The organism is Trichocoleus sp. FACHB-90, assembly GCF_014695505.1.
Classification (GTDB): Bacteria; Cyanobacteriota; Cyanobacteriia; order Cyanobacteriales; family FACHB-T130; genus Funiculus; species Funiculus sociatus.
On record NZ_JACJOK010000044.1, the window covers coordinates 1 to 14,216 of the forward strand.

At 45.5% G+C, this 14,216-nt stretch carries 14 protein-coding genes and 1 pseudogene; 5 read left to right on the forward strand and 10 right to left on the reverse strand.

The genetic code is table 11. From position 1 onward, the window contains the following. Positions 1 to 312: 312 nt before the first annotated feature. Complete coding sequence (gene msrA, locus H6F74_RS12575; RefSeq protein ID WP_190441430.1) at positions 313 to 792, forward strand: peptide-methionine (S)-S-oxide reductase MsrA; 480 nt, start codon at positions 313 to 315, stop codon at positions 790 to 792. Between the two features lie 221 nt (positions 793 to 1,013). Here the strand turns inward: msrA and H6F74_RS12580 are convergent, their stop codons facing one another. After that, positions 1,014 to 2,036: a spore photoproduct lyase family protein gene (locus H6F74_RS12580; protein ID WP_190441611.1), complete on the reverse strand. Its 1,023-nt coding sequence runs from the start codon at positions 2,034 to 2,036 to the stop codon at positions 1,014 to 1,016. A 233-nt stretch (positions 2,037 to 2,269) separates the two neighbouring features. Here H6F74_RS12580 and H6F74_RS12585 point away from each other — a divergent pair, with 233 nt between their 5' ends. The 3 genes from H6F74_RS12585 to H6F74_RS12595 all read left to right on the forward strand — a co-directional run bounded on the left by H6F74_RS12585 (position 2,270) and on the right by H6F74_RS12595 (position 4,553). Next, positions 2,270 to 2,425, forward strand: a complete 156-nt coding sequence (locus H6F74_RS12585; protein ID WP_190441434.1) for a hypothetical protein — start codon at positions 2,270 to 2,272, stop codon at positions 2,423 to 2,425. A gap of 34 nt (positions 2,426 to 2,459) precedes the next feature. Continuing rightward, positions 2,460 to 3,512 carry a J domain-containing protein gene (locus H6F74_RS12590; protein ID WP_190441437.1) on the forward strand — a complete coding sequence of 351 codons (1,053 nt, stop codon included), beginning with the start codon at positions 2,460 to 2,462 and terminating at the stop codon, positions 3,510 to 3,512. A 300-nt stretch (positions 3,513 to 3,812) separates the two neighbouring features. Continuing rightward, positions 3,813 to 4,553 carry an SIMPL domain-containing protein gene (locus tag H6F74_RS12595; protein WP_190441439.1) on the forward strand — a complete coding sequence of 247 codons (741 nt, stop codon included), beginning with the start codon at positions 3,813 to 3,815 and terminating at the stop codon, positions 4,551 to 4,553. A gap of 68 nt (positions 4,554 to 4,621) precedes the next feature. Here H6F74_RS12595 and H6F74_RS12600 read toward each other — a convergent pair whose 3' ends face one another. The 3 genes from H6F74_RS12600 to H6F74_RS12610 form a co-directional block, all read right to left on the reverse strand. Continuing rightward, positions 4,622 to 5,005: a YkvA family protein gene (locus tag H6F74_RS12600; RefSeq protein ID WP_190441442.1), complete on the reverse strand. Its 384-nt coding sequence runs from the start codon at positions 5,003 to 5,005 to the stop codon at positions 4,622 to 4,624. Between the two features lie 142 nt (positions 5,006 to 5,147). Beyond that, complete coding sequence (gene metK, locus H6F74_RS12605) at positions 5,148 to 6,407, reverse strand: methionine adenosyltransferase (protein WP_190441444.1); 1,260 nt, start codon at positions 6,405 to 6,407, stop codon at positions 5,148 to 5,150. 239 nt (positions 6,408 to 6,646) lie between these two features. Next, a complete protein-coding gene (locus tag H6F74_RS12610) occupies positions 6,647 to 6,997 on the reverse strand; it encodes a hypothetical protein (RefSeq protein WP_190441449.1) in 351 nt (116 codons plus the stop codon). Positions 6,998 to 7,539: 542 nt separating this feature from the next. Here H6F74_RS12610 and H6F74_RS12615 point away from each other — a divergent pair. Then, entirely contained in the window at positions 7,540 to 8,244 is a 705-nt protein-coding gene (locus H6F74_RS12615) for a Uma2 family endonuclease (RefSeq protein ID WP_190441613.1), read from the forward strand. 53 nt (positions 8,245 to 8,297) lie between these two features. Here H6F74_RS12615 and H6F74_RS12620 read toward each other — a convergent pair whose 3' ends face one another. The 6 genes and pseudogenes from H6F74_RS12620 to psbB form a co-directional block, all read right to left on the reverse strand. Next, complete coding sequence (locus H6F74_RS12620; RefSeq protein WP_190441451.1) at positions 8,298 to 9,041, reverse strand: HAD family hydrolase; 744 nt, start codon at positions 9,039 to 9,041, stop codon at positions 8,298 to 8,300. 126 nt (positions 9,042 to 9,167) lie between these two features. Then, positions 9,168 to 10,346, reverse strand: a complete 1,179-nt coding sequence (locus tag H6F74_RS12625) for a 30S ribosomal protein S1 (RefSeq protein ID WP_190441454.1) — start codon at positions 10,344 to 10,346, stop codon at positions 9,168 to 9,170. A gap of 434 nt (positions 10,347 to 10,780) precedes the next feature. Continuing rightward, positions 10,781 to 11,578: pseudogene (locus H6F74_RS12630) on the reverse strand (S1 RNA-binding domain-containing protein); the annotation flags it as partial. 118 nt (positions 11,579 to 11,696) lie between these two features. Continuing rightward, the gene (nrdR, locus tag H6F74_RS12635) at positions 11,697 to 12,260 is read right to left on the reverse strand and encodes a transcriptional regulator NrdR (protein ID WP_190441464.1); all 564 of its coding nucleotides are present in this window, start codon (positions 12,258 to 12,260) and stop codon (positions 11,697 to 11,699) included. 205 nt (positions 12,261 to 12,465) lie between these two features. After that, the gene (locus H6F74_RS12640; protein ID WP_190420256.1) at positions 12,466 to 12,561 is read right to left on the reverse strand and encodes a photosystem II reaction center protein T; all 96 of its coding nucleotides are present in this window, start codon (positions 12,559 to 12,561) and stop codon (positions 12,466 to 12,468) included. A 115-nt stretch (positions 12,562 to 12,676) separates the two neighbouring features. Next, on the reverse strand, positions 12,677 to 14,206 hold the full coding sequence (gene psbB, locus H6F74_RS12645) for a photosystem II chlorophyll-binding protein CP47 (RefSeq protein WP_190441466.1): 1,530 nt from the start codon (positions 14,204 to 14,206) through the stop codon (positions 12,677 to 12,679). Positions 14,207 to 14,216: the final 10 nt, after the last annotated feature.

Consider the following 14,216-nt stretch of genomic DNA (forward strand, 5'->3'; position numbering starts at 1 on the left):
CGCTCTGATTTTCCGGATAACTATTAAGTATAAATACTCAATAGTTTAGTTGGGGATTCTCTTCTACGCTTGGAGCCGCTGTCTATGTGCCAGTTGCGGGTGCGGAATGTGGGTTTTATCAAACAAAATTGATAGAAAATTTATTGATAACTAGATGGTTCTAGTTATTTGTAGGCAGCAATGTTGAATCTCGATACAAAGACTCAACCAACATTAGATATTTAGTTTAATTATTTCTGCCTGATTAATATTTCCATGCCTGCGGTAAAGTGAATCAGGCTACAACTATTTTGAACTAGAGAAAAAAGCAGTATGGAAAAAGCCACGTTTGCAGCAGGTTGTTTTTGGAAAATAGAAGACGCTTTTCGCGCCGTTAAAGGTGTTTCCTCTACATCTGTGGGATATACAGGGGGACATTGGGCTAACCCTTGCTATTTAGACGTGTGTGCCAGGGTTACGGGTCATGCTGAAGCTGTGCAGATTGAATATAACCCAATGCAAGTAAGTTATGAAGAACTGTTGGAGGTATTCTGGAATTGTCATGATCCCACTCAGTTCAACCGACAAGGGCCAGACCGAGGTGAACAGTACCGATCTGTGATTTTCTTCCATACGCCAGAGCAAGAGAAAGCTGCCACAGCTTCTAAGGAAAAGTTACAACAATCGGGCAGCTATGGCAAGCAGATTGTGACGTTTATTCAACCAGCTAACGAGTTCTACCTAGCAGAGGAATATCATCAGCAATATTTGTTGAAAAAACGGCAAAATTTGAAAGTTTCAGAAGCCTTTTAGCTGGGAAATTAGAATAGTTAATCCCTTTTTTGACCAACTATGTAGTAAATAGCGATCCTTTTCGCTTCCTAGCTATCCTCAATAGAAGTGAAGCCTCTATTGCAATCCTAATTCATTTATGAACTCTCTTTTTTCTCTTACGCTGAGTCCTCTTTTACCTCAGCGGTTCGTTGAAAAAAGTAGCTTTCACAAATCAAAGAGGATTGCTATACCTTAGCCGCTTATGTCCAGTAGAGAATCTTGGCAACAGGAAAACGCTCAGCAATCTGGCTCTCAAAAAAGCGGCGGAGTTTCTTCATCGTGTCAGCGTCATAAACGTACTTAATCCCACCAAATTTATTACGCTTAACACTGCGGTTTTCTTCATCCATATCCAGCTTGTTATGAGGATACCACTGCATCAGCACCTCCTTCGAGCCGGGAGTGAATCGGTGAGAAATTAGCTCAAACGTCAAGTCGCAGTCGAAATCTAAAGCAGCGCTGATATCATCAAACAAGCGAGTGTAATGTAACTCCCAATCTTCAATTGGCATAATTGGTGCAATCACCAAACCAACCGGATAACCTCCACCTCCTTGAGAGTGAGGCAAAGCTAATCGTCGCAATGCTTGCAACCGGGAAGTAACAGATGCGGTACCGCCCTCAAATTTACCGGAAATCAAAGCTGCATTCACGCTGATTCGACAACGAGTGCGGCCGTTATGAGGCAAAGAAAGTAACTCGGAAACACCGTCAAACTTGGATACCCAACGTAACTGAGCATTTTGGCGAGTACCGAAGTAGCGAATGCACTCAGCTAAACTACCTGTAAGATGTTCAATGCCAAGCGGGTCGGTGTAGCAACTTACCTCAAACGTTGTCACCTCAGAAGGACGTTCGTAACTAACTAAGTTATCTAAAATCTGCGGCAGGTTGGCAAATACTCGAATTACGGGTGGCCCGCTAAGGCTACCTGCTAGATAACAATATTGGCAATGGGCAGGACAACCCTCAGCAATGTGGAACTGCCAATCGGCAGAAGGTGGAATGGGGCTGAGTTTGAAGCTGCTTGGGGGTGCAGTTACAACTGCAAGGGTGCGCTTAGAAATGTCGTAAGTTTCGCGCTCATTTTCCCCCCGCAGTCCGGTGAGGCGGTTGCGAGGAAGTTCTTCTACAGGTAGATTGAGCGATCGCACTCGTGATAAAATTTGCTGTCCCCAAGGTTCATCTAGAGCAGTCGGGGTGAATATAACTCGCTCTGGCATCCACAAACGCGCCTTGTGGGTGCTTGGCTCGGATAAAATAACGTCATTGGAAATCGTGGAATTAGCGATCGCAGTTGGTAAGGACAAAATCGATTCTCCACATTCAATCTATCCTTATTGTCGCTCAGTACAAACGGAACCAACAATCATACACACAGCGGATTCCACGCCATTATAGGTAGAGGTTTCCCGATGGATAAGTGCCTGTCACAAGCTGCTGACGCTGATTGAAATTGGCAAGCGTACAAGCTCGCTACGAACCCATTCCGGAAGCATTAGCCAATCAACCTGAATCTGCTGTCAGCCAAGAATCACAACCATCGATTTTGTCAGCTTTTCTTAGCTTAAAAATTTCTCTGTCACCCTTTCCGACAGGCGTAGGCAGTTAAAATCTACAAAGTTGTGACTACTCCCTAGAGTCTAATGCCACGGAAGAAACAAGCACCGCAAACCCCCAACCCCTCATCAACCGCTATATTGGCGCTCTCGGAACTCCACTTTCGCACTGAGGCTTTGGAGAAAGAGCATCAATGGCTTTTGAAGCAAATTAAGCGAAAACGAACCGAACTGAACAACTTTGTCGAACAGATGCGCTCAGTGGCTACTGAGATTTTTCATCGCGGTACTCCTGCGTTCAAGAAGCTAACCTCTATTGAGCAAGAAATTCACGCCCTGTTCGATGAAATCCTCAGCACCAGGAAGTTTGGGGTGCAAACTCGGCAAGATATCCTGAAAGTTTATCTCAATCTCCAGATGGCGGGCATAATTAGCCCAAAATCTCTCGAATCTGAAGATGACCCTGAATTAGACGAACTATTTGAACCCGACGATTCCGAAGATAACTCCCGCGACGATACAGATAGCCACCACCAACATCAGACCTCTGTTCAACAGGAACCCACTAGAAGTGAGGATTCTAGAAAAATTCGGCAAACCTTTTTGAAATTAGCAGAAATCTTTCACCCCGATAAGGTCGCTGACAGTGAAACTCAGATGCGCCACACGGAAATTATGAAAGAAGTTAACAGAGCCTATCAAGATGGGGATTTGGCGAGATTGCTAGAGATTGAGCAGCAATATAAAGCGGGAGAGAGTCTTGATAATTTAAGTGAAGATGATTTGAGCCGAAAATGCCAAAGTCTGGAACAACATAACTTAATTTTAAAAAATCAATATGAAAACCTCAAAATGGAATTGAGATTAGTGAAAACTACCCCAGAAGGAGCGCTTGTTTCTGAATATCGGCAAGCGACACGGGCAGGAATTGACCCCTTAGCACAAATGTTGGCGCAGGTGGAGCAAGAAATGCAAATTATCGAAGAAATTCGAGATTTTGTCAAAAACTTTCGGGATAAAAAAATTACCATTAAAGACTTTCTGCGGGGGCCAGCTTGTTTTGTTAGTATGAGTCAAAGCATCCAAGAAAAAATTTTAGAGGAGATGTTCGGCATACCAATGACAAACATCCAATTCTAGTAAAAATGTCCGACGACTAAAGTCAGGGCTAAACAAACAAAGCCTGCCAACGCAACAGCTTTATATTAGCCGCTGCGTTGGCAGGCTTCGTTCTTCTAGCCTCTAGGCTTATATATGCACTTGACGGCATACTCTCGTTCCGACATAGTATGGCTACTGTTACTGATATCGTAACCGCTAGAAGGGGATGAACTGAAGCTTTCAACCCCAGCACTATTGAGTTTCCAAAAATGTAACCTAAACTACTGCTCTCCGATTCAATGCCAGATTAGGAACACGCTATCAATTGTGTTCTTAATTATGAAACTTTCTCTCTCCTCTAGTGCCTGGAATCGGTTAAAAATTGTCTTTTTAACTTTGGGTGTGCTTAGTCTAAGCGCGTGTCAAGCTGTTCCGACTGCGGATAAATTACCGAGAACCCTCACCGTCTCTGGAAAAGGAGATGTTAACATCCCCGCAACCATGACGAAAGTAAATCTTGGAGTTCAGGTTCAAGGTAAAACTACCCAGGAGGTGCAACAGCAGGTAGCTGAAAAATCATCTGCGGTGGTGGCGTTGCTGAAGTCGCGCAAAGAAGTGGAAAAGCTGGAAACGACTGGTATCAGCCTCAACCCAGTTTATAGTTATAAAGATGGTCAGCAGAAGATAGAGGGATATTCTGGAACTAATAACGTTAGCTTTCGGATTGAAACTCAGAAAGCTGGGACGCTGTTAGATGACGCTGTTAAAGTGGGTGCAACCCAAATTAATGGTATAAGTTTAGTAGCTTCAGAAAGCGCGATCGCTCAAGCACAAAAAGAAGCCATCAAGGAAGCTGCTGAAGATGCCAGAAAGCAAGCTGATGCCCTTCTCGCTGCCTTAAATCTCAACCAGCGGGAAATTGTGAGCATTCAAATTAATGATGCCAATCCGCCTCTGCCATTGCAACGAGCGATCGCAACTGAGAATGCACAAGCAAGTGCTGGTAAACTAGCAGATACCCCAATTGTAGGTGGCGAACAGGAAGTACAAGCAGCCGTCACTCTGCAAATTCGCTACTAAGCTTCAGCTAAAAAAAACATCTTAGCCCCTCCGCGTTGACCAGTCGGGGGTTGAGGGTGGGATTCTTCTTACCTTTTCAGGGTGCGTGCTACCCAAAGCGCGATCGCAATCCCCAGCAAAAACCAGATTGCCACAATAATAACAGCAACGCTCCAATTTGTGGGTTTATCGGATGCGATCGCAGCTGCTGCTTTTTCCCGACACTCAGCCATCACCGTCGGCGGAATCATTTTCAGTACCAGCCAAATTCCCACTGGCACGATAATAATATCGTCAAGATAGCCGATAATTGGGATAAAATCGGGAATCAAATCTATCGGGCTAAAGGCATAAGCAACAACAAAACCAGCCAACAACCTCGCATACCAAGGCACTCTTGTGTCTTTACAAGCTAAATAGATAGCGTAGGTTTCTTTTTTTAGTTTCTTTAGCTGTTGCTGCCATCCCTGCATTTGAGTAACTATAAATAGAGGAATTAAATAGTAATAAGGTAAAAGGTAAATTTGAATAAAAAATCTACCTTTTACCTTTTCTCAACTTGATAGATTTTAGATTTTGAGGAACCCTTCAAAATCTAAAATCCCAAATTTCCAACTATACAGAAGCCGAAAGCGGCTGACTGATTGCTTCCTTCAGCAGTGCAGCCTTATCGGTGCGCTCCCAAGGCAAGTCTAAATCACTGCGTCCAAAGTGACCGTAAGCAGCGACATCTTGGAAGAAGCGACCGCCGCGTTCACCAGGAAGGTGACACAAACTGAATTTTTGGATAATTCCCGCCGGACGCAGTTCAAAATGCTGTTTCACCAATTCCAGCAACACCTCATCGTCCACCTTCCCAGTGCCGAAGGTTTCCACCAGAATGCTCACGGGCCGAGCGACCCCGATAGCATAACTCAGCTGGACTTCACATTTTTCAGCTAACCCCGCCGCCACAATATTTTTAGCTGCATAGCGACAAGCATAAGCTGCACTACGGTCTACTTTTGTGGGATCTTTGCCGGAGAAAGCACCGCCGCCGTGACGGGAGTACCCACCGTAGGTGTCAACAATGATTTTACGACCAGTCAGACCAGAGTCTCCCTGAGGGCCACCGATGACGAATTTGCCAGTAGGATTGACCAAAAAGCGAGTTTCCTCGTCTGGCTGGATTTCCATATCGGCAAAAACGGGTAGCACCACCGTACTCCAAAGGTCTTCTTTGATTTTGGCTTGGACGGCATCTTGTTCTGTGATGTCGCCAATGGTGGCAGTGTGCTGGGTGGAAACCAGGATAGTATCAATGCCTACAGGTTTGCCATCTTCGTAGGTGACAGTGACTTGAGTTTTGCCATCGGGACGCAGGTAAGGCAACTGTCCGGTTTTTCGCACCGCAGCAAGGCGGCGAGAAATACGGTGAGAGAGACTGATGGGCAATGGCATCAGTTCTGGTGTTTCGTTGCAGGCGAAGCCAAACATTAAGCCTTGGTCACCAGCACCAATGGCATCTAATTCGTCATCACTTGCTTCTTCGCGGGTTTCTTGGGCGGTAGTAACGCCTTGGGCAATGTCTGGAGATTGTTCATCCAGAGCCACTAAAACTGCACAACTGTTGGCAGAGAAGCCGTTATCGGCATCGGTGTAGCCAATGTCGGCAATTTTTTTCCGGGCAATATCAACGTAATTGACTTGCGCTTTGGTGGTGATTTCACCAGTGATTAGCACTAAGCCAGTGTTAACGACGACTTCAGCGGCGACGCGACTCTTGGGGTCTTGGGCGAGTAGCGCATCTAAAATGGTGTCGGAAATCTGATCGCAGATTTTATCAGGATGGCCTTCGGTAACAGATTCAGAGGTAAACAGGTAGCGACGAGACAACGGCAATTCCTCCCTGGGATAGTGGCTGTTGCTGACGGAGTTGGCGAGATAAGTTCAGCTATTTTAACCTGCGATCATAACCTGATTTAGATGCGATCGCTCTAAGGGTGACTATTACTGTTTGAAGATTTGCCTCAATTATGATTTTTTCACAATTGCCAATTTAGCTGGATGTAAGGCTCAGCTTCAGATGGGCTAAGGGCGCGAGTGCTTTCTCTCTCCCAAATATAAAAAAAATCTTAGCTTTGTGAATTTTTGATGAAGACTGGAGTAGGAGATTTTTTTACCTCAACAATGCCTAAAGTTTTCCCGTCAACGGTTGTCACGCTCAATTTCAGCAGCGGGAGATATTCGTCGCCAATCCAAAAGCGAACCAAGGTAGTTAGCTGTTGCTGGAAGTCATCTTTATCAAACAACTGTGGGCTGTAATTGATTTGTCGGTCATTAGTCGCAGCGTTGTCTGACACAGGGATTTTCAGACTGTAATCACTAGAATTAATTAAAGCAGCGATCGCAATATCGCCCATCTGAATTAAAACTGTTGGCACTGCAAGGCTTACACAGATTACAAGATACATCTGTAGGGACATGGCAATGCCATGTCCTTACCAACGTGGGCTGAACGTTAGAACCGCGATTTATTCCACCCAACTGAGAAACGCTATATCTCCTACAGTAAATTAAGTTGTGCCGTCGTAGGTTGGCTATCTGATTTGGTGATAGTCCAAATGGCTGAAAGCTGGGAAATAAATTCGCTCCATCTTTTGAAAATTTGCCCCCAGTGATATCAAGACTGTTTCCATTTGGAGCGACAATTATCCCAGTGCCATCTGAGGCTGAGATTATAGATTGAGCTTGTAATGTATTAAATATTGCTACTAAGAAAAAAACTGTTAGTAACAAGATAATTATCTCACCTAATTTCATGTAGCTGCACTATATTGCAATTGTTCCACGTTTTTAGCACAACATGGAAAATTATTACTTTGGTAAATATTTGGTATTTTTGTTTGGCTTTGGCGAACGCGATCGCGTAATTTTTTCTGGGGCTTCTAGAAAAAATTATAGTATTACGGTAATCGTTTACGCTTTGGTAAATTAAAATAAATAAATCATGCCTCACGGTGCGACCATGACAGCTATCTTACCCAAAACCCAATCGGCAGAAATATTCTACCCTAGTTCAGACGGTGAACCATTGGCAGAAACCTACGATCATCTATACGCAATTTTGACAACGTTGGAAGTTTTGAAACAATATCTAGCTCTTCGTCAAGCGACTGTGCTAGCAGACCAGTTTCTTTACTATTCGCAAGGCTTTCCTAAACTACGAGTAGCTCCTGATGTGATGGTGATTTTCGATGTGGCACCAGGAGGACGAGATAACTATAAAATATGGGAAGAAGGTCAAGTTCCAGTTGTTATTTTCGAGATGACTTCCCCCGGAACAAGACAACAAGATGAAAGTTTGAAAAAAACTTTATACGAGCAGTTGGAAGTCAAAGAATACTGGCAATTTGACCCCAGAGGCGAATGGATAGAAGAAAAGTTGCGCGGCTATCGTTTGCGAGGCGAAATTTATGAGCCAATTACAGATAATCGCAGCGAACCCTTACAATTGCGTTTAGCAGTAGAAGGTAAAATTATCGGTTTTTATCGAGAAGATACTGGGGAAAAGTTGTTGATTCCCGATGAGCTAGCGCAGGCGTTACAGCAGGAAACTCAAAGACGACAAGAGGCGGAGGAACGCGCTGAACAAGCGCAACAACAGCTTGCTGAGATGGAAAACCTACTTGCTCGTTATCGCGATCGCTTTGGGGAATTGTCTGATAACTAATCAAATCATGGCTAATTGCTCACAGCAGTTCTTCCAAATTAGCCATGATTGGATTAGCTATTAGCTAAAATTTGAATTTCATCAAGTTGCGAAATTGCTACATCTGCTGTTTCTAGATGCGCCGCCTCTGGTTTTCCCCAACAAATACCAATACAACCCGCAGCACCCGCTTCTCGCGCCATCTGGATATCACCCGCAGAATCTCCCACCATCAAAGTCGCACCCGGTTCTACTCCCAGTCTCTGGCAAGCTTGCAAAAATAATGCTGGATCTGGTTTACTGTAATCTTCATCGCCTCCCATCTCTAGCTGGATGTAATCGCTCAGCTGATGTCGCTTGACAAATGCTTTAACTCGTGAAGTGGTGGCAGCTGAGAGAATGCCTAATTTTAAGCCAGCTAAGAAGAGAAATTGCAACACTTCGAGAGAACCGACAAATAGAGGGGAAGGCGCAGCATCTTTAAGAAATTGGTCGGATTCTTCAAAGGCGCGACGAGCGATCGCTCTTGACTCCAACCACCCCCGTCCAGTTTCAGCAATATACGCGGCGGCGGCTATTTCATTTTCCAGGGAACTGCCAACAGCCATTAACCCGGTAGGATCGAGTTTATCCCCATTGATACCAAATGCCATTAACAAGGGATCTCCAATACCGGGAATTTGGGCATCAATGATACGCGATCGCTTTTGTCCGAGATTTCTCAAAAATGACTCGGAATCTTCCAGGGTGCCGTCTTTGTCAAAAATCACAGCCTGGATATTCTCAAATGTGACATCCTTACAGCGAATTGTTACCATTTGCCCCTCCAAATTCACAAAAAACTCCCATAAAAAAAGAGGGAATTTCCCTCTTTGGTAATTGGTCATTAGTCAGGCGTCATTAGTCAGTTGTAACAAGCAACAAACTGTTGACTACTAACAAAATTAATCTTCTTGTGTAGCTGGTTGCAGCTCATCTTCAGGAACGGCGTCCTCAATAGCAGCAGGAACGTCGTCGTCAATTGCAGCAGGAGCGTCCTCAATAGCAGCAGGAACGTCGTCGTCAATTGCAGCAGGAACGTCGTCGTCGGTAGCAACAGGAGCGTCGTCTTCAATAGCAGGAGGAACTTCGGCGTCCTCCATAGCAGAAGGAACGTCGTCGTCGTCGATAGCAGCAGGAACGTCATCCTCCGCAGGACCAGCCACGGCAGTTGCACCTTGTTGCTTAGCTCGCATCTGCTCTCGATACTTAGCTGCCATTTCTTCAGCCATATCATAGACGCGATCGCGGTTCTTGATCATGTCCCCAGGCTCTGGCTCTAGCTGCTTGGTGGACAGCGAAATGCGTCCTCGTTCAGCATCCAAGTCAATGATCATCACTTTCACTTCATCATTGACATTGAAGACACTGTGTGGAGTGTCGATGTGGTCGTGGGAAATCTCCGAAATGTGCAATAGACCACTGACACCGCCAATATCGATGAATGCACCGTAAGGCTTGATGCCTCGGACTGCACCGATAACGACTTCGCCAACTTCCAAGCGGTTCATCTTACGCTCAACCAGCGCCCGTCGATGCGATAACACCAGACGGTTGCGGTCTTCGTCTACCTCTAAAAATTTTAGTGGTAGTTCTTCTCCTACCAAATCTTCTTTAGGTTTGCGAGTGCTGATGTGAGAACCAGGGATAAAACCGCGCAAGCCTTCAATCCGCACCAGCGCGCCACCTCTATTTGTCGCAAAGACAAGCGATCGCACTGTAGCATCTTCTGTCTGCAACTGCCTTACCCGCTCCCATGCACGCATATACTCAATGCGTCGGATGGAAAGAGTTAGCTGTCCATCTTCATTCTCGTCAGTCAGAATAAAGAATTCCCGCGTCTCGTTCGACTGCAACACCTCTTCGGGAGCGTCAACACGGTTGATTGACATTTCCTGAATCGGAATATAAGCAGCTGTTTTAGCGCCAATGTCAATCAGAGCGCCCCTTGGCTCCAAACTGAACACGGTTCCGGCGACTATATCACCGGGATTAAAGTGATAGTCATATTTATCGAGTAGGGCCGCAAAATCTTCGTGAGAAAAGCCAATATCTGCTGTAGCGGTTGTTTTCTGATTGACCATGCGAATGTTTCCTGGGGTTATCTCCGTATTAACTGTGCCTCCTGCGGATGTACGCGCACGGAAAGCTTCGTGCTGTTTACACCTACATTGCTCTCTCGCCAACCTTATTGTATGAGATTTTTAGATACGAGTGAGTGTCCAGACAGACCATTATAACCCAAAATGGACTCCCTCTAACGTTATTATTGATTAGTTATCAGCCGAATGACTAATAACCTTGAATCTGCTCCCGTTGGGTTGAGACAGGAAACCCAACACACATGACTAATAGACTTCTTGGATTTATGGCTCTTGAAATAAATTTTAGGGTTAAAGCTTAAACCTGTTAAAACAAGTTGAAACATTTAGCCAGAAATCGTGACGATGACTTTAGCTACGAATTCCTGAACTTTAGTTCGGGGCTTTTGCAAGAAGTTTAATAATTAATGACTAATTTGGTACTTTGCCGCCATTTCCTCAGCTTGTTCATAGACTTTTTGAGGATTTTTCAGCATATCACCTGGTTCGGGTTCTAGTGCTTTAGTTGAAAGTGAGACGCGATCTTTCTCAGCATCCATCGAAATTATCATTGCTTTTATTTCATCATCGACCTTAAAAATACTTTCAGGTTTGTCAAAGTCAGCGTGGGAAATTTCGGAAATGTGCAGCAGGGCATTAACTACTCCGATATTGATAAATGCACCATAAGGCTTAACTCCACATACCCTACCAACGACAACTTGACCAACTTCCAAATGCTTTATCCCGTCTGGGTACAGTGCTAATCGGTGGGAGAGAAACAAGCGATCACGGTATTCATCTACCTCAACGATCTTCAAGTGTAGTTGTTCTCCCACTAACTCTTCTTTTGGTTTACAGGTATCGAGCTGGGAATATAAAATCGAGCCGCGCAACCCCTCAATCCTAACTAATACGCTAGCCAGCCTAGTGTCAAAAACTCTCGCGTACACCGTGACGTTTTCGGCTTGCATTTGACGCACTCATTCCCAAGCCAGCTTTTTCTCTAGCTGTCGAAGGGAGAGGGAAAGCATCAAATTCCCCTCTATATCGTAGTCATTTATAATCAAGAATTCGCGGCTTTCATTTAGCTGCAAGACTTCTTCGGGAGAATCAATCTCATTGATTGACATCTCCCGAATTGGGAGAAAAATAGCTGTTGGAGTGCCAATGTCAATTAAAGCGCCTCCCGGCTCCAAACTGATGACTTTACCAATTACAATGTCGCCCGGACTCAAGCTAGATAAATTTGAGTTCAAAAATGTTTGGCTGTAACTACCGGATATTAAATTCATACCATAGCACTTTTGTCAATGGTCAGTCACGAAGTATTCAAAAGCTATTAGGCAATTACTAATGACCAATCACCAAAGAAGCTTGGTTTTCGGTTTCATCAAACTCAAGTAAGGAAAGTTGATTATTTTCGGCAGTATTTGCGACTTCGGCGGCTTCTGACTGGCGACTGCTGTAACTTTCGAGATGATTCAAAGTATCTACAAAATCGCGGATACCTTGAAATTTCCGATAGACAGATGCAAAGCGGACATAGGCGACTTCGCTGAGAGTTTGCAGACGCTGGAGAACCAATTCACCAATTTCTTGACTGGTGACTTCTCTGATGATGCGCTGTTGTAATTCAGCTTCAATCTCATCGACTAAAACTTCTAGCTGTCCTTGAGGAATACCTGTTTTTTCGCAAGCGCGAACAATTCCCCGCACTAACTTGGAACGGTCAAAAGAGTCCCGTTGACCTCCCCGCTTAATGACGGTAATCGGAACAAATTCAATGCGTTCGTAAGTGGTGAAACGATGATTGCACTTCAAACACTCGCGCCGTCGCCTGATACTTTGTCCGGCTTCTGTGGAACGGGACTCAAGGACGCGGCTATCGGTGTGCTGACATAAAGGACATTGCATTTTTAGGAGTCCTCGCTTGCTGGGTAGATGAGCGTGAGGAAGCAATAAACTTGGATTTGAAAGAGTTCAAATACCTAAAATGGGAGAAACCGAGCCGTTGTTTGTCTTCAACTGTCGTGAAATACGACGGTTGGAACAATTGCGGCTCAGTGGATCTCCCAAATTATATTAAGTTGTGACGATCGCACTCATCAAACGCGATCGCTTACTTTTGAATCCGAGGCGGTTCGCGAAATGCGATCGCAAAGAATAGCGTACCCAATGCCAGGGCTAACACCAAGATATAAGCAGCAGCTTCCATGTCACAATTTCCTGATTATCAGCTTTACTACCAGTCTACCAACTAAGTCAAAAGTAAAAAGGAAAAAGGCAAAAATAAAAAGAATCTTTATTTTTGCCTTTTTCCTTTTACCTTATTAGACTACTTCCTTCTTACGGGTACTCTTGTCACCCAGTTTCTGGAACAGACCCCACTCGACCTGCTCTTCCAAATCTGCCTCGACCCCGGCAAACACGTCGCGGAACAGAGTCCGAGAACCATGCCATAAGTGACCGAAGAAGAACAACAGAGCAAATACAGCGTGTCCGAAGGTGAACCAGCCACGAGGACTGGTGCGGAACACACCGTCAGAATTCAGGGTTTCGCGGTCAAATTCAAACGGCTCACCCAATTGAGCTTTCCGAGCAAACTGCTTAACTTTGGCTGGGTCATCAAAAGTTTTCCCTGCCAAAGCGCCACCGTAGAAGGTAGCAGTTACACCAACTTGCTCAAAGCTATTTTTCGATTCTGCCCGACGGAACGGAATATCGGCGCGAAGCACACCGTCTTTATCGGTCAAAATCACTGGGAATGTTTCAAAGAAGTTGGGCAAACGACGCACTGTCAATTCCCGACCTTCTGAATCTTTGAATAGCGGATGACCTAGCCAAGCTTGAGCGATGCCATCTCCCTTATTCATTTGACCTGTGCGGAACAAGCCACCCTTAGCGGGGCTGTTACCCACATAGTCGTAGAAAGCCAGCTTCTCAGGAATTTCTGACCAAGCTTGAGTAGCACTATTCCCTTCAGCCACAGATTCTTGAACCCGACGGTCAATTTCCTGGTAGAAATAACCGCTGTCCCACTGATAGCGGGTGGGGCCAAATAGTTCAATTGGAGTAGTGGCACTGCCGTACCACATCGTACCCGCCACCACGAAGGCGGCAAAAAATACGGCGGCAATACTGCTCGAAAGTACGGTTTCAATGTTCCCCATCCGCAGCGCTTTGTAAAGTCGCTCTGGTGGTCGAACACTTAGGTGGAACAAACCAGCGATGATGCCAACAACACCCGCCGCGATATGGTGCGCGACCACACCGCCAGCGTTGAACGGGTTAAACCCAGCAGGCCCCCATTCCGGTGCCACAGGTTGGACACTGCCAGTTAAACCGTAGGGGTCAGAAACCCACATACCAGGGCCAAATAGCCCCGAAAGGTGGAATGCACCGAAGCCAAAGCAGAGAAGACCAGACAAGAACAGGTGAATGCCAAACATTTTTGGCAAGTCGAGAGCTGGTTCGCCAGTGCGGGGATCTCTAAAGAGTTCCAAATCCCAGTAAACCCAGTGCCAGCAGGCAGCTAGGAACAGCAGACCGGAAAGAACGATATGAGCGGCAGCAACGCCTTCAAATGACCAGAAACCAGGGTTGTTTGCTGGGCCACCAGTGATGCTCCAACCACCCCAGGATTGTGTTACACCCAGGCGAGCCATGAAGGGCATCACGAACATACCTTGCCGCCACATGGGGTTAAGTATGGGGTCGCTGGGGTCAAAAATCGCTAGTTCGTACAAAGCCATCGAACCAGCCCAACCTGCCACGAGGGCAGTGTGCATTAGGTGTACTGCAATCAATCGTCCTGGATCATTCAGAACAACTGTATGTACTCGGTACCAGGGTAGTCCCATTGACTACGCT